This window comes from Rhizobium sp. YAF28 (assembly GCF_052113285.1).
Lineage (GTDB): Bacteria > Pseudomonadota > Alphaproteobacteria > Rhizobiales > Rhizobiaceae > Rhizobium.
The window spans coordinates 607,680-623,369 of record NZ_JBFRCX010000002.1 but is presented as its reverse complement, the minus strand read 5'-3'; the positions used below and the strand labels follow the sequence as shown (position 1 = coordinate 623,369).

General features: G+C 60.8%; 17 protein-coding genes and 2 tRNA genes. 2 read left to right on the top strand and 17 right to left on the bottom strand.

Translation table 11 applies throughout. The features are described 5' to 3' along the window. Position 1 precedes the first annotated feature (1 nt). From nuoK to AB4Z13_RS07340, 16 genes are all read right to left on the bottom strand, one after another. Positions 2-310: an NADH-quinone oxidoreductase subunit NuoK gene (gene nuoK / locus AB4Z13_RS07415; RefSeq protein WP_007823900.1), complete on the bottom strand. Its 309-nt coding sequence runs from the start codon at positions 308-310 to the stop codon at positions 2-4. 25 nt (positions 311-335) lie between these two features. Next, entirely contained in the window at positions 336-953 is a 618-nt protein-coding gene (locus tag AB4Z13_RS07410; protein ID WP_113324440.1) for an NADH-quinone oxidoreductase subunit J, read from the bottom strand. A 142-nt stretch (positions 954-1,095) separates the two neighbouring features. Next, a complete protein-coding gene (gene nuoI, locus AB4Z13_RS07405) occupies positions 1,096-1,587 on the bottom strand; it encodes an NADH-quinone oxidoreductase subunit NuoI (RefSeq protein WP_037096244.1) in 492 nt (163 codons plus the stop codon). 37 nt (positions 1,588-1,624) lie between these two features. Next, a complete protein-coding gene (gene nuoH / locus AB4Z13_RS07400) occupies positions 1,625-2,671 on the bottom strand; it encodes an NADH-quinone oxidoreductase subunit NuoH (protein ID WP_007823890.1) in 1,047 nt (348 codons plus the stop codon). Between the two features lie 12 nt (positions 2,672-2,683). Next, on the bottom strand, positions 2,684-4,765 hold the full coding sequence (gene nuoG, locus AB4Z13_RS07395; protein WP_113324441.1) for an NADH-quinone oxidoreductase subunit NuoG: 2,082 nt from the start codon (positions 4,763-4,765) through the stop codon (positions 2,684-2,686). A 224-nt stretch (positions 4,766-4,989) separates the two neighbouring features. Beyond that, entirely contained in the window at positions 4,990-5,649 is a 660-nt protein-coding gene (locus tag AB4Z13_RS07390; protein ID WP_113324442.1) for a 5' DNA nuclease, read from the bottom strand. Between the two features lie 4 nt (positions 5,650-5,653). Beyond that, entirely contained in the window at positions 5,654-6,958 is a 1,305-nt protein-coding gene (nuoF, locus tag AB4Z13_RS07385; protein WP_113324443.1) for an NADH-quinone oxidoreductase subunit NuoF, read from the bottom strand. 12 nt (positions 6,959-6,970) lie between these two features. Next, entirely contained in the window at positions 6,971-8,116 is a 1,146-nt protein-coding gene (locus AB4Z13_RS07380; RefSeq protein WP_113324444.1) for an NADH-quinone oxidoreductase subunit E, read from the bottom strand. A gap of 16 nt (positions 8,117-8,132) precedes the next feature. Further along, the gene (locus AB4Z13_RS07375) at positions 8,133-8,405 is read right to left on the bottom strand and encodes a hypothetical protein (RefSeq protein ID WP_113324445.1); all 273 of its coding nucleotides are present in this window, start codon (positions 8,403-8,405) and stop codon (positions 8,133-8,135) included. Next, complete coding sequence (locus tag AB4Z13_RS07370; protein WP_113324446.1) at positions 8,405-9,595, bottom strand: NADH-quinone oxidoreductase subunit D; 1,191 nt, start codon at positions 9,593-9,595, stop codon at positions 8,405-8,407. The genes AB4Z13_RS07375 and AB4Z13_RS07370 overlap by 1 nt, the downstream gene beginning before the upstream one ends. Before the next feature lie 67 nt (positions 9,596-9,662). Beyond that, on the bottom strand, positions 9,663-10,265 hold the full coding sequence (locus AB4Z13_RS07365; RefSeq protein ID WP_007823880.1) for an NADH-quinone oxidoreductase subunit C: 603 nt from the start codon (positions 10,263-10,265) through the stop codon (positions 9,663-9,665). 18 nt (positions 10,266-10,283) lie between these two features. Further along, positions 10,284-10,868, bottom strand: coding sequence for a NuoB/complex I 20 kDa subunit family protein (locus AB4Z13_RS07360; RefSeq protein ID WP_037096229.1), 585 nt, complete (start codon positions 10,866-10,868; stop codon positions 10,284-10,286). Then, on the bottom strand, positions 10,859-11,224 hold the full coding sequence (locus tag AB4Z13_RS07355) for an NADH-quinone oxidoreductase subunit A (protein WP_113324478.1): 366 nt from the start codon (positions 11,222-11,224) through the stop codon (positions 10,859-10,861). Before AB4Z13_RS07355 ends, AB4Z13_RS07360 begins: the two co-directional genes overlap by 10 nt. 248 nt (positions 11,225-11,472) lie before the next feature. Continuing rightward, positions 11,473-11,549, bottom strand: a tRNA-Asp gene (locus AB4Z13_RS07350). A 73-nt stretch (positions 11,550-11,622) separates the two neighbouring features. Continuing rightward, positions 11,623-11,699 (bottom strand) — tRNA-Asp (locus AB4Z13_RS07345). Positions 11,700-12,033: 334 nt separating this feature from the next. Beyond that, positions 12,034-12,435, bottom strand: a complete 402-nt coding sequence (locus tag AB4Z13_RS07340) for a (R)-mandelonitrile lyase (RefSeq protein WP_113324447.1) — start codon at positions 12,433-12,435, stop codon at positions 12,034-12,036. Positions 12,436-12,584: 149 nt separating this feature from the next. On the opposite strand from AB4Z13_RS07340, the gene AB4Z13_RS07335 reads away from it, so the two are divergent. Beyond that, the gene (locus tag AB4Z13_RS07335) at positions 12,585-13,571 is read left to right on the top strand and encodes an aldo/keto reductase (protein WP_310382960.1); all 987 of its coding nucleotides are present in this window, start codon (positions 12,585-12,587) and stop codon (positions 13,569-13,571) included. A gap of 72 nt (positions 13,572-13,643) precedes the next feature. On the opposite strand, the gene AB4Z13_RS07330 is transcribed toward AB4Z13_RS07335, so the two are convergent. Next, positions 13,644-14,633: a zinc-dependent alcohol dehydrogenase family protein gene (locus AB4Z13_RS07330; protein WP_113324479.1), complete on the bottom strand. Its 990-nt coding sequence runs from the start codon at positions 14,631-14,633 to the stop codon at positions 13,644-13,646. A gap of 103 nt (positions 14,634-14,736) precedes the next feature. Here AB4Z13_RS07330 and AB4Z13_RS07325 point away from each other — a divergent pair, with 103 nt between their 5' ends. Beyond that, positions 14,737-15,636 carry a LysR substrate-binding domain-containing protein gene (locus AB4Z13_RS07325; protein WP_113324449.1) on the top strand — a complete coding sequence of 300 codons (900 nt, stop codon included), beginning with the start codon at positions 14,737-14,739 and terminating at the stop codon, positions 15,634-15,636. Positions 15,637-15,690: the final 54 nt, after the last annotated feature.

Below are 15,690 nucleotides of genomic sequence, written 5' to 3'. Positions count from 1 at the left end.
CTCAGCCCTTCATCATATTGACGTCTTCGACCGCGATCGAACCGCGGTTGCGGTAGAAGACAACGAGAATTGCGAGACCGATCGCCGCTTCAGCAGCAGCAACAGTCAGAATGAACAGTGCGAACACCTGGCCGACGATGTCGTTGAGGAACGACGAGAAGGCGACCATGTTGATGTTGACCGACAACAGGATCAATTCGACCGACATCAGGATGACGATGATGTTCTTCCGGTTCAGGAAGATGCCGAAGATGCCGATCGTGAAGAGGATGGCGCTGACCGTGAGATAGTGGGAAAGTCCGATGACCATGTTCTTTGCTCCTTGACCTCTCGGCTCAGCTCACGCCTTGGCCCGGCTTGACCTTGATCACCTCGACGGCGGTCGCAGGCGTGCGGGCAACCTGGCGGGAAATATTCTGCCGCTTGATATTGGTGCGATGCTTCAGCGTCAGCACGATCGCGCCGATCATGGCGACCAGCAGGATCAGACCGGCGATCTGGAAGAAGTAGACGTAGTTCGTATAGAGCACATCGCCGAGAGCCGCCGTATTGGTGCGTTCGGTCAGTGCCGGGATCGGCATGGCGACCGTCTTGGCAATCTCGGGCGAGATCGAGCTGCCGCCGATGACGACGATGAGTTCGGCTGCGAGGATGAGACCGATCAGCGCGCCGATCGGCGCATATTCGAGAACACCGGCGCGAAGCTCGGTGAAGTCGATGTCGAGCATCATCACAACGAAGAGGAAGAGAACAGCGACCGCGCCCACATAGACGACGAGCAGGATCATCGCCAGGAATTCGGCACCCAGCAACAGGAAGAGACCCGCTGCATTGAAGAACACCAGGATCAAGAACAGAACCGAGTGAACCGGGTTCTTCGCCCAGATGACCATGAACGCCGACGCTATCGCGACAAAGGCGAAAAGATAGAAAAATAGAGCCTGCAGACCCATGTTGGTGCCTTTTTCATCTTCCCCCGGGCAGCCGGGAGTTTCCCTGCCCGATAGGACTTCGCACAGCTTTCGCCGGCAAAGCCCCGGTGCATGTTGACCGCGGTGAGCAAGAGTGCTCTTCCCGCGGCATTTCAAATTTCAATCAACGATACGGCGCATCGATCGCCATGTTGCGGGCGATTTCACGCTCCCACCGGTCGCCGTTTTCGAGGAGCCTCTGCTTGTCGAAGTAGAGTTCTTCACGGGTTTCGGTGGCGAATTCGAAATTCGGGCCTTCGACGATCGCATCAACAGGGCAAGCTTCCTGGCAGAAGCCGCAGTAGATGCACTTCACCATGTCGATGTCGTAACGCACTGTGCGGCGCGTGCCGTCATTGCGGCGCGGGCCGGCTTCGATGGTGATCGCCTGAGCGGGACAGATCGCTTCGCACAGCTTGCAGGCGATGCAGCGCTCTTCACCGTTGGGATAACGGCGCAGTGCATGCTCGCCGCGGAAGCGCGGGCTGACCGGACCCTTTTCGAAGGGGTAATTGATCGTCGCCTTCTGCTTGAAGAAATAGCGCATCGACAGGAAGAAGGCGCCGACGAATTCCTTAAGAAAAAGCGAGTTGATGGAGGCGGACAGGCTTCCCATCTTCAATCTCCAATTTTGCCGGAAACGAGGTTGGACATCAGCCTGCCCATCCCGTCAGTTTCAGCACGAATGCAACGATGACGACCATGGCGAGCGACAGCGGAAGGAAAACCTTCCAGCCGAGACGCATGAGCTGGTCGTAGCGGTAACGCGGCACGAAAGCCTTGACCATGGCGAACATGAAGAACACCAGGCACGACTTCAGCATGAACCAGATGATACCGGGCACCCAGTTGATGAGCCAGAAATCAACCGGCGGCAGCCAGCCACCCAGGAAGAGGATCGTCGTCAGCGAGCACATCAGCACGACGGCCGCATATTCGCCGAGCATGAACATCATGTACGGAGCCGAGCCGTATTCGACCATGAAGCCGGCGACGAGTTCGGATTCTGCTTCCGGAAGGTCGAAAGGCGGGCGGTTCGTCTCGGCGAGCGCAGAGATGAAGAAGACGATGAACATAGGGAACAGCGCCAGCCAGTGCCAGTCGAGGAACGAGTTCGGCAGGCCGAGCATCGTACCGAGGCCGGTGCGCTGGGCATTGACGATGTCAGTCAGGTTCAGCGAACCGACGCAGAGAAGAACGGTAACGATGACGAAGCCGATCGAGACTTCGTAAGACACCATCTGTGCGGCGGAGCGCAGCGCGCCGAGGAACGGATACTTCGAGTTCGAAGCCCAGCCACCCATGATGATGCCGTAAACTTCGAGCGAGGAGATCGCCAGGATGTACAGGATGCCGACATTGATGTTGGCAACCACCCAGCCGTCAGCAAGCGGCACGACCGCCCAGGTCGACAGCGCCAGAAGCACGGTCACGAGCGGGGCGAGCAGGAAGACCGCCTTGTTGGCGCCGGCCGGAATGACCGGCTCCTTGAAGACGAACTTCAGAAGGTCGGCGAAGGACTGGAACAGGCCGAAGGGGCCGACGACGTTCGGACCGCGGCGCAGCTGGACGGCAGCCCAGATCTTGCGGTCGGCAAGAAGGACGTAAGCAATGAAGACCAGCAGGCAGACGAGCAGCAGCAGTGACTGACCGATCATGATGATCGCCGGCCAGACATAGGTCGAGAAGAAAGAATCCATGAGTTCCTGCCCTTACTCTGCCGCGACTTTGAAATTGTTGCGGGCCAATGCCGAGCACTCGGCCATGACAGCCGAGGCGCGCGCTATCGGGTTCGTCAAATAGAAGTCTTTGACCGACGACGCAAACCCGGATTTGTTCATCTTACCGGCTTTTTTCGCCAGTGCGGCAATTTGGGCGCTATCACCTTCGGTGATCTCATCGATGGCCGCAAAATGCGGGAATGCCGCATAGAGTTTGCTGCGCAATTCGCCGAGAGAATCAAAGGGAAGCTTCTTGCCGAGCACGTCGGAAAGGGCGCGGATGATCGCCCAGTCTTCGCGGGCGTCGCCCGGTGCGAAACCGGCGCGATTGCCCATCTGGACACGGCCTTCGGTGTTGACCCAGGTGCCGGACTTTTCGGTGTAGGCAGCAGCCGGCAGGATGACATCGGCGCCATGTGCGCCGTTATCGCCATGCGAGCCGATATAAACGGTGAACTTCGCAGCCTTGGTCGAGAAGTCGAGTTCGTCGGCGCCGAGCAGGAAGAGCACGTCCATGGCCTTCAGCATCTCGGCGGCATTGGCGCCCTTGGCGCCCGGCACGAAGCCGAGGTCGAGGCCGCCGACGCGCGACGCCGCGGTGTGCAGCACCGCAAAACCGTTCCAGCCTTCAGCGATCGCGCCGACATTGACGGCGAGCTTGGCGGCGGTTGCGAGAACGCCTGCGCCATCCGTGCGGGTCAGAGCGCCCTGACCGATGATGATCATCGGCTTGGAAGCCTTGGAGAGGACTTCGGCGAAGGCGTGGCCGCCGTCGAGAATGTCCTTCAGCGTATCGGGGCCTGCGCCGAGGTAATCATACTTATAGCGCATCTCGCCGCCCTCACCGATCACACCGATCGGGAAGCCGCCGCGACGGAAACGCTTGCGGATGCGGGCATTGAGGATGGCGGCTTCAAAGCGCGGATTCGCACCGACGATAAGCAGCGCGTCGGCCTGTTCGATGCCTGATATAGTCGGATTGAAGAGGTAGCTTGCACGGCCGAGCGACGGATCAAGTGCCGCCCCATCCTGGCGACAGTCGAGGTTCCCGGAACCCAGCGACTTTACCAGTTCGGACAGGGCATACATTTCTTCAACCGAAGCGAGGTCGCCGGCAATCGCGCCTATCTTTTCGCCCGACGTTGCCGATACGGCAGCCTTGATGGCGCCGAAGGCTTCGCCCCAGCTCGCCGGCTGCAGGCGGCCGTCCTTGCGGACGTAAGGGCGGTCGAGGCGCTGCGTCTTCAGGCCGTCCCAGACGTGACGGGTCTTGTCGGAGATCCACTCTTCGTTCACCGCCTCGTTGACGCGCGGCAGGATGCGCATGACTTCGCGGCCGCGGGTATCCACGCGGATTGCCGAACCGACAGCGTCCATGACGTCGATCGATTCGGTCTTGTTCAGCTCCCACGGACGGGCCGTGAAGGCGAAGGGCTTGGAGGTGAGCGCGCCGACCGGGCAGAGGTCAACAACGTTGCCCTGCAGCTCGGAGGTCATGGCCTGCTCGAGATAGGTGGTGATTTCAGCGTCTTCGCCGCGGCCGATCAGGCCGAGTTCGGAAATGCCGGCCACTTCCGTCGTGAAGCGGACGCAACGCGTGCAGTGAATGCAGCGGTTCATGACGGTCTTGACGAGCGGGCCGATATACTTGTCTTCGACGGCGCGCTTGTCTTCCTGATAGCGCGACGTGTCGATCCCGAAGGCCATGGCCTGGTCCTGCAGATCGCATTCGCCGCCCTGGTCGCAGATCGGGCAATCCAGCGGATGGTTGATCAGCAGGAATTCCATCACGCCTTCGCGGGCCTTCTTGACCATCGGCGTGTTGGTGAAGACTTCAGGCAGTTCGCCGTTCGGGCCGCCGCGGATATCGCGCACGCCCATGGCGCAGGAAGCCTGCGGCTTCGGCGGACCGCCCTTGACCTCGACGAGGCACATGCGGCAATTGCCGGCAACCGACAGACGCTCATGGAAGCAGAAGCGCGGAACTTCAGCACCGGCCTCTTCGCACGCCTGAATCAGCGTGTAATGATCCGGAACTTCGATCTCGTTACCGTCAATCTTCAGTTTTGCCATCGTCACTCAGTCCTGTTTCCCATTCGCCGGGCACCGGCAAACAAACCTATTTTTGCAACATCCATATTGCCAAGACAGACATTTCGTCCGTCCTGGCGCCGGAATTGCCCAAATTCTCTTTCGCTGGTTCCGAGACCCGAAACCCGCCATCGGCACCACGACCCGGAGCCCCTGCCCCGTCGATCAATATGCCATTCTTCCGGCCATCGCCTGCGGCCGGAAACCTATTTCTTCCTGCGACCCCGTGTCGCCAGGACCTTGGCCTGGCCAACCCAGTCGTCACGCAGGATGCGGCCATCGAAGCCGAGTTCGGCGTCCAGGCTCGCAACGTCGGCATCGCTCCATGCCGCGATATCAGCAAAGGTGCGGATGCCTCTTTTGTTCAGCACCTGCTCCAGCTTCGGACCGATGCCGGCGATCAGCTTCAGGTCGTCAACCTTCCTGGACCTTGCGGCCGGCTTCGCCTTGGCAACCGTCGGCTTTACAGTTTCTACCGTCGGGGCCCTGGTGGAAACCACCGTCAGCTTCGGCTTTACAGCCTTGCGAACCGGCATAGCCGTTTCAGCCGGGCGGCGAATATTCTCCGGACGGATGGCCATCTCAGGCGTTTCTTCATCCGGCGGCGTTTCGTCGAGCGCTGCGGCTGCCATGTTCGCCGTCTCGAATGCTCCCTGCAGCGCGCCGAAGAAGACGCCGGCCATCTGCGTGGAAATGCCGAAACCGATCGCCGTGGCTGCGGCAAATGCCGCAGCTTGATGCGCCATCAGCGGATGAACGGGCATCGCACGCGCATTTTCCAGCATGCCGGCAGCAAGACGGCCGAAGTCAGCCGCGAAATCGGCTGCCCCTTCTCCCACCTTGCTATCGGATGCCTTGGTCGTCATGCGCTTACTCTGCCGCCTCCAGAACCGCACCGTGATCGAGCGCACTGGCCGTATACTGGTCGATGCGGGCTTCGATTTCCGGACGGAAGTTACGGATCAGACCCTGCACCGGCCATGCGGCGGCATCGCCGAGCGCGCAGATGGTGTGGCCTTCGATCTGCTTGGTGACCTGGAACAGCATGTCGATTTCGCGCTTCTGGGCGTTGCCGCGTGCCATACGCTCCATCACGCGCCACATCCAGCCGGTGCCTTCGCGGCACGGCGTGCACTGGCCGCAGCTCTCATGCTTGAAGAAGGCCGAGATACGGGCGATCGCCTTGATGACGTCGGTGGACTTGTCCATGACGATCGAGGCGGCCGTGCCGAAGGAGGAGCCGACGGCGCGCAGACCGTCGAAGTCCATCGGGCAGTCGATGATGTCCTTGGCCGGAACGATCGGGCACGATGCGCCACCCGGAATGACGGCCAGCAGGTTGTCCCAACCGCCGCGGATGCCGCCGGCGTGCTTGTCCACCAGTTCGCGGAAGGTGATGCCCATGCTCTCTTCTACGGTGCACGGCTTGTTGACGTGACCGGAGAGCATGAAGAGCTTGGTGCCGACGTTGTTCGGACGGCCGATGGACGAGAACCAGCCGGCACCACGGCGCAGGATGGTCGGGGCAACGGCGATCGATTCGACATTGTTGACCGTCGTCGGGCAGCCATAGAGACCCATATTGGCCGGGAATGGCGGCTTCAGGCGCGGCTGGCCCTTCTTGCCTTCAAGGCTTTCGAGCAGCGCGGTTTCTTCGCCGCAGATATAAGCGCCGGCGCCGTGATGGACGAAGATGTCCATGTCCCAGCCGAGCTTGTTGTTCTTGCCGAGAAGGCCGGCATCATAGCATTCATCGATTGCGGCCTGCAGCGCTTCGCGCTCGCGGATATATTCACCGCGCACATAGATATAGGCAGCGTTGGCGCCCATGGCGAAGCTTGCGACCACGCAGCCTTCGATCAGCGTATGCGGATCGTTGCGCATGATGTCGCGGTCCTTGCAGGTGCCGGGCTCCGATTCGTCGGCATTCACGACGAGGTAATGCGGACGGCCGTCGCTCTGCTTGGGCATGAACGACCACTTGAGACCCGTCGGGAAGCCTGCGCCGCCACGTCCGCGAAGGCCGGAAGCCTTCATCTCGTCGATGATCCAGTCACGGCCCTTTTCGAGGATCTGCTTGGTGCCATCCCAGTGGCCGCGGCTCATCGCGCCCTTCAGGGATTTGTCCTTAAGGCCGTAGATGTTGGTAAAGATGCGGTCTTTATCTTCTAACATATCTCACACCTCTTACCGCGGCTTCTTGCCGAAGACCTTGATATATTCCGCTTCGCCGCCCTTGGCGAGCGCCTTGGCCTGCTTGACCCAGTCATCGCGCTCGATGCGGCCGCGGAAATTCAGGAAACCATCGACCCATTCGCGTTCGGCCTTCTTCCAACCCGCGATCTGCGAGAAGGTGAAAATGCCGATTTCGTTCAACGTTGCTTCGATCTTCGGACCAACGCCGGAAATCATCTTGAGATCATCGGGAGCGGCGGGCTTTTCGATGCCGGCCGGGCGATTCTTGTCGGTCAGCGACGGCTTTACAACGGCTTCAGCAACAGGTTTCGGCGCGGGTTCGGAAGCAGCCGTACCGGACAGCGGCTGAACTTCGGCAGCCTTCGCGTTCTTGGCCGATGCCTTGGGAGACGTTGCCGGCGTCTTCAGCGACGCGTTGGTCTCTGCATCGGTGCTCTTCGGGCGAGCGGCCTCGGAGGGCGGAACCGGCGCGCCGTCGACAGGCGCGGCAGCCGGGGCCTTCTTAACCCCAGTGCGGCTGACAGCAACATCGTCCAGCAGGGTCGTCGGGCCACCTTCGGGTGAGGACAGGTGACGGTCGATCTGCGGGCCGACCTTGACGCTCGCCCCATTTCCTGCCGCGAACGTATCGATGATTTCTTCCAGGCGCTCCGGCGTCAGATCCTCGTAGGTATCCTTGCCGATCATCACCATCGGAGCGTTGACGCAGGCCCCGAGACATTCGACCTCTTCCCAGGAGAGCGTGCCCTCGGCGTTGCGCTCGAACGGATGCTGGTGGATCTTGCTGCGGCAGACCCCCATCAGCTTTTCCGAACCGCGCAGCATGCAGGGCGTCGTGCCGCAGACCTGCACGTGAGCGCGGGTGCCGACGGGATGAAGCTGGAATTGGGTATAGAAGGTCGCGACTTCGAGGACACGGATATAGGCCATGTCCAGCATGTCGGCGATCTTTTCGATCGCCGGACGGGTGACCCAACCATCCTGCTCCTGCGCACGCATCAACAGCGGAATAACCGCGGACTGCTGACGGCCTGCGGGATATTTCTGAATCGTCTTTTCCGCCCAGACCGCATTTTCATCGCTGAAAGCGAATGCGGCCGGCTGGAATTGATCTTCGGCTAATCGACGAACGGACATTCTTCCTCACGCCTTGTCAGTTTAGCGTTCCACACCGCGAAGCAGTCAAAGACTGCATTTCACAGGCATAGGCCGACTGGTCTTTTTGCATAAACACCACGAACTTGCCGCCATTCGGCACGGCGGCCTTGATTTGATAGCCCTTGGACAAAAGATCGCCCATGGACGATTGCTCTGCCGGCGGCTGCGCTTCCTCATGGCCCAGCGGCGTGCCGAGCTTTCCGGCATCCTGCGCAAAGGCGGAGGAAGCCGAAAGAAGAAGTGCGGCTGCGAGCGGCAGAGCCTGCATCAGCGGTCCACCTCGCCGAACACGATGTCGAGCGAGCCGAGAACGGCCGCGACGTCGGCAAGCTGGTGGCCACGGCACATGAAGTCCATCGCCTGCAGGTGTGCATAACCCGGAGCGCGGATCTTGCAGCGGTAAGGCTTGTTGGTGCCGTCGGAGACGAGGTAGACGCCGAACTCACCCTTTGGCGCTTCGACGGCAGCATAAACTTCGCCGGCCGGAACGTGATAGCCTTCGGTATAAAGCTTGAAGTGGTGGATCAGCGCTTCCATCGACCGCTTCATCTCGCCGCGCTTCGGCGGAACGACCTTGCCGTCGATCGAGGAGAACGGTCCCGCCTTGGCATCACCGAGCAGGCGGTTCACGCACTGCTTCATGATCTTCACCGATTCGCGCATCTCGATCATGCGGATCAGGTAACGATCGTAGTTGTCGCCGTTCTTGCCGATCGGAATGTCGAACTCGAGATCCGAGTAGCATTCATAGGGCTGCGCGCGGCGCAGGTCCCAGGCAGCGCCCGAACCGCGCACCATGACGCCCGAGAAGCCCCAGGCCCAGCAATCTTCCAGCGAGACGACACCGATATCGACGTTACGCTGCTTGAAGATGCGGTTGCCGGTCAGAAGGTCGTCGATATCGTCGAGCTTGCCCGGGAATTGGTCGCACCACTTGCCGATATCCTGCACGAGCTCTTCCGGCAGGTCCTGATGGACACCGCCCGGACGGAAGTAAGCGGCGTGCATGCGTGAGCCGCTAGCACGCTCATAGAACACCATCAGCTTTTCGCGCTCTTCGAAGCCCCAAAGCGGCGGCGTCAGCGCACCGACGTCCATGGCCTGCGTCGTGACGTTCAGCAGGTGCGACAGAATACGACCGATTTCCGAGTAGAGCACGCGGATGAGCTGGCCGCGAATCGGGATCTCGATGCCGAGCAGCTTTTCGACCGCCATCGCATAGGCATGTTCCTGGTTCATCGGCGCCACGTAGTCGAGGCGGTCGAAGTAGGGAACGGCCTGCAGATAGGTCTTGGTCTCGATCAGCTTTTCGGTACCGCGGTGCAGCAGGCCGATATGCGGATCGACGCGCTCCACGATTTCGCCGTCAAGCTCCAGCACAAGACGCAGAACGCCGTGCGCTGCCGGATGCTGCGGCCCGAAATTGATGTTGAAGTTACGGACGTTATGTTCGGTCATGGCGATGGGCTCGCTTTTTCAGGTAGTCAGTGAACAGCAGGCTTTCGGCCCGCCACACGCCTCAAACTTACTGCTTCGCCTTTTCGTCGCCCGGCAGCACATATTCCGTGCCTTCCCAAGGGGACAAGAAATCGAAATTGCGGAATTCCTGCTTCAGTTCGACAGGTTCGTAAACGACGCGCTTTGCCGCATCGTCGTAGCGAACTTCAACGAAACCGGTCGTCGGGAAGTCCTTGCGCAGCGGATGGCCTTCGAAACCGTAGTCGGTCAGGATCCGGCGCAGGTCCGGGTGGCCGGTGAAGAGCACCCCGTACATGTCCCAGGTCTCGCGCTCGAACCAGTCGGCGCCCGGATAAACGGCGCAGGCGGACGGAACCGGCGTATCCTCGTCGGTCGCCACCTTCACGCGGATGCGCAGGTTCTGCTTCGGAGACAGAATATGATAGACGACATCGAAGCGCAGTTCGCGCTGCGGCCAGTCGACGCCGCAAATATCCGTCAGGTTGACGAAGCCGCATTTGGCGTCATCGCGCAGGAAGGTCAGCAGCGGAATAAGGTTATCGCCAGTCGTCGTCAGCGTCAGCTCGCCATATTTGAGCTGTGAGGCGGCAATCAGGTTGCCACGCGCTTCCGAAAGGTACGACGAAAGCTCAGTAAGGGCTTCGCTCATAATTCTCTGTCCTTACCCTTAGCGTTCGATCGTGCCGGTGCGGCGGATCTTCTTCTGCAGCAGAAGCACGCCGTAAAGCAGCGCCTCCGCCGTGGGGGGACAGCCCGGCACGTAGATATCGATCGGCACGACGCGGTCGCAACCGCGCACGACCGAATAGGAATAGTGGTAGTAGCCGCCGCCATTGGCGCAGGAGCCCATGGAGATGACGTAACGCGGCTCGGGCATCTGGTCGTAGACCTTGCGGAGCGCAGGCGCCATCTTGTTGGTCAGCGTGCCGGCGACGATCATGACGTCGGACTGGCGCGGCGAGGCACGCGGGGCGAAGCCGAAACGCTCGACGTCGTAACGCGGCATGGAGAGCTGCATCATTTCGACGGCGCAGCAGGCAAGACCGAAGGTCATCCACATCAGCGAGCCGGTACGGGCCCAGTTGATCAGCTCATCGGTCGAGGTGACGAGAAAACCCTTGTCGGCGAGCTCGTTGTTGATCTCGCCGAAGAACGCGTCGTTGCTGCCGATCGGCTTGCCGGTGGAGGGATCGATAATCCCCTTCGGCTGCTGCGCTACGAGCGTCTGATTGCTAGCGGGGGCTACTCCCATTCCAGGGCTCCCTTCTTCCATTCATAGATAAAGCCGATGGTCAGCACGAAAAGGAAGACCATCATGGACCAGAAGCCGAACCAGCCGATGGCGCCGAAGGAAATGGCCCACGGGAAGAGGAAAGCGACTTCAAGGTCGAAGATGATGAAGAGAATCGACACGAGATAGAAGCGGATGTCGAACTTCATGCGAGCGTCGTCGAATGCGTTGAAGCCGCATTCATAAGCCGAAAGCTTTTCCGAATCGGGCGCCTTGAAGGCAACGGCAAACGGCGCAATGAGAAGCGCCAGGCCGATAACGAGCGCGATGCCGATGAAGATAGCGATCGGAATATAGGAACTGAGCAGTTCAGTCATCATGTTCATCCCTGCTTGCGGGCGGCGCCTGGCGGCGCAACTGGGCAAATGCCCGGCAAGCGAACGTGCGTTGCAACAAGCCGTGGTTAGCGCAGCCGGAGCCCCGGCGCAAGACTTTTACAGAAGCTATTCGAACAGCGTGAGACGGACATTATCAAGCAGATGCAACGATGTCGCGACAAATCCGCAAATGTCGTGGAAGGCCGCATGGCTGACCCTCGGAAACTGCATGGCTTTTCGGAGATAAATGGCGCGAGTGACGGGGCTCGAACCCGCGACCTCCGGCGTGACAGGCCGGCACTCTAACCGACTGAGCTACACCCGCGCATTGGACCTTTCGGACCGTGAGGATACCACGCAACCGGACAGACGGCGTCAAATTGACGCCTGCTTTGAAATGGCGCGAGTGACGGGGCTCGAACCCGCGACCTCCGGCGTGACAGGCCGGCACTCTAACCGACTGAGCTACACCCGCATTCTTTCAAGCAATCCGGTGCCTGAGCACCTTCTCCAAACGGGCTGGCCGTTGGGATGAGCGGCTAACTAAGGGGTTCGCCTTTTAGTGTCAAGCAGGTTTGGAGACAAAACCATGACAGTCCTGAAATTGTTTCGGAAAGCCTTCTCGATCCTCCCGGCAAATCGGCGATTCTGCTTTGCCTGCGGACCTCATATCCGTTGCGTCAGGTTTTCCACAAGCAGCCCGCACGGATGCGGTGGGGATGCCTGAAACGCCTCGGCCCGCGACAGAGCTTCGCAACGGAAGCTCGAATCGCATGCGCTCTCTCAGAGCCTGAAGTCGGGCAGCCGCCTCAGGCCTTGCCAGCATATTGCTCGTCGCTGACCTGCTCCAGCCAGTCGGCGACGCTGCCGTTCAATGCTTCCTGGATGGCGATATGGCTCATGGCGGTCTCGGGGCTTGCGCCATGCCAGTGCTTCTCGCCCGGCGGGAACCACACAACATCACCCGGGCGGATTTCCCTGATTTCCCCGCCCCATGTCTGAGCGAGGCCTCTGCCTGACGTAACGATCAGCGTCTGCCCCAGGGGGTGCGTATGCCAGGCAGTGCGCGCGCCCGGCTCGAAGGTCACGTGAGTGCCCCGCACGCGCGCCGGCTCCGGCGCCTCGACGAGCGGATCGAGACGAACTGAGCCGGTGAAATAATCGGCCTGGCCCTTCGTGGAAGGGCGCGAGCCTGTAGCCTTGATATCCATGATCTTTCCTGTTCTTCCGTCGTCTGCGGTTGAAGCCGTCGTGGACAAGGATATTTGATCGCAGCAGGCGATCCAAGCGCCATCGGCAATTGCCGCCCTACCCGGCGCCTGCTACTGCGAGGGCCTTTCATCACGAACGGAGGATTTCCATGAAACATCATGCTTTTGGCCGCCTGCCCTTTACCGTCACCGATGTGGGCTTCGGCGCCTGGCAGATCGGCGGCTCCTGGGGCGATGTCAGCGAAGCGGACGGCCGCGCTGCCTTGAATGCCGCGCTCGACGCCGGCATGACCTTCATCGATACCGCCGACGTCTATGGCGACGGCCGTTCCGAAAAGATCATTGCCGAAGTGCTGAAGGCGCGCGGCGGTGAACGCCCGATGGTCGCGACCAAGGCCGGCCGCCGTCTGAACCCGCATGTCGCTGATGGCTACACCAAGGCCAATCTGGAAGGCTTCATCGACCGCAGCCTGAAAAACCTGCAGGTCGACAGCCTCGATCTCGTGCAGCTCCACTGCCCGCCGACGGAAGTGCTCTATCGCCCGGAAGTCTTCGCAGGTCTGGACGAGCTGCAGAAGGCCGGCAAGATCAAGGGCTACGGCGTCAGCGTCGAGAAGGTCGAGGAAGCACTGAAAGCGATCGAATATCCCGGCGTCGTCAGCATCCAGATCATCTACAACATCTTCCGCCAGCGTCCCGATCATCTGTTCTTCAGCGAAGCCCGCCGCAAGAACGTGGCGATCATCGCCCGCGTGCCGCTCGCCAGCGGCCTGCTCTCCGGCAAGATCACCCGCGACACGAAGTTCGCAAGCGACGACCACCGCAACTTCAACCGAAATGGCGAAGCCTTCGATGTCGGCGAGACCTTCTCGGGCGTGCCCTTCGAGGTCGGCCTGCAGGCCGTCGAGGAAGTACGCAAACTGGTGCCGGCGGGTGCGAGCATGGCCGCCTTTGCGCTGCGCTGGATCCTGATGGCAGAGGCCGTCACGGTCGTCATCCCCGGCGCACGCAATGCCGAGCAGGCCAAGGCCAATGCGGCCGCCGCCGATCTTGCGCCGCTCTCGGCTGACGTCATGGCGGCGACACGCGAGATTTACAAGCGACTGATCGCACCGCATGTCCATCAGCGCTGGTAGGCCCTGACTGATTGCTCAGGCCCGGCCGGCCAAGACGGCCGGGCCTGATCTATCCATCCGGCCCGTGCTGGATCACACCGTTACGACAATCTTGCCGAACTGCTCGTTCGATTCCAGGAAGCGGTGCGCCTCGACGATCTGCTCGAAGGGGAATGTCCTTGATATGACGGGTTTGAGAGCACCGGATGCGAACCCTTCCAGAATAAACCGCTTTGCCGCGTCCAGCCGGGCCGGATCGCGGGTGATTTCGTGAACGAGATAGCCGCGCAGCGTCAGACATTTTCCGAGCACGGCAGGCAGAGGAAAGGGCGTCGGCGCCGAGCTCAGTCCGCCATATTCGATGAGAATGCCGCCCGATGACATTGCTGCCGTCAGCGGTCCGAAGATCGGGCCTGCCACGGCGTCGAAGACGACCCGCACACCGTCCGCCCCGGCGATTTCCCTCAGCCGCATTTCAAGGTCCTCCTCCTGCGATGCAATGACATGCGCGGCACCGACATCCTGCAATGACTGACGTTTCGCCGCGGTCCTCGTGATCGCGATCGGCGTGGCACCCACCATGTTGACGATCTGGATCGCAGCAAGCCCCACGCTGCTCGATGCCGCGGTAACGGCAATGAAATCACCCTTCTGCAGCCGAGCAATATCGATAAGAGCGCCATAGGCCGTGAGATATTGCATCCAAATCGCGGCTGCCGCCACCCAGGAGAGCGACGGCGGGTGCCTGACTACGTATTCAGCGGGAAATGCGACCAGTTCGCCATAAGCCGGTGTGCGCACCATGGAGATCGGCGGAATGATGCTGACGCCGTCACCCGGCGCAAAGCCATCCACGCCCTCGCCTACCGCCTCGACGATGCCGGCCGCTTCGAGGCCCAGCCCAGATGGCAAAGGCGCAGTCTCGATGTAGTTGCCGGACCGGAGCAGCGCCTCGGCTCTGTTGATGCCCAGCGCCTTGACGCGGATTTGAACCTGCCCCGGCCCGGGTGCCGGTACATTTACATCCTCGATGCGAAGAACCTCGGGACCACCCAGCTCGTGAAAGCGGATTATGCGTGCCATTTCCATCGACTCCAAAACAATTGAACCGAATGAGCTATGACAAGCGGACGACAGAAGATAAATTCGCCAGAAAGCAAGACAGAAGAAACTATGGGTTTGCAATATGGATCGTCTCACCAGCATGACCGTCTTCGTGAAGGCCGTGGATCTGGGCTCATTTGCGGCAGCGGCAGCAGCACTCGGCCTATCTGGCCCCATGGTCGGCAAGCACATCCGCTTTCTGGAAGAGCGATTGGGGGTCAGCCTTATCAGCCGGACGACACGCCGCCAGAGCCTGACGGATTTTGGGCGCGCCTATTATGAGCGCTGTCGGATGATCCTTGCCGAGACGGAGGCGGCGGATGCGCTCGCGATCGATCATCTTTCCGAACCATGCGGCAAGCTGCGTGTCACCATGCCCGTGCATTTTGGGCGTCATTGCGTGCTTCCGGTTCTGATCGAGCTTGCAAAGCGATATCCGAACCTCGAACTCGATCTGTCGCTCAGCGATCCCATTACCGATCTCGCCGATGACGGTTACGATCTCGCGATCCGGACCGGCGAACTGGCAGACAGGTCAGGCATTATCGCGCGCCGCGTCGCGCGCCAGCGCATGGTGGTCTGCGCCTCAGCGAGCTATCTCGATGCGCATGGTAGACCTGAGCAGATCGAAGATATCGGCAGGCACAATGCGATCATCTACGCACGCTCTGCCCGCTTCAGCCCATGGCTCTTCCCGCATGGCGACCAGCCTCCGGTGGAAGTTCGGCCGAACAGCCGATTGCGGCTCGATGATCTCGATGCAATTGCAGATGCGGCAACGGCCGGCATGGGGCTTGCCTGGCTGCCTTACTGGCTCATCCGCGACCGCGTGCAGGCTGGAGCGCTGGAAGTGCTGCTGCCGGGTCAGCCGGAGTTTCTCTATGACTGCCATGCGCTTTGGCTGCAGACACCGCACCTGCCGCTCAGGATCCGTCTTGCCGTCGACGCATTGGCGGCCGCACTGCCCAAATTCATGGTCTAGGTCCGTCGGGTCGTCAGTGTGATTGAGCCAAAGAAAAGGCCGGGCAAAACCCGG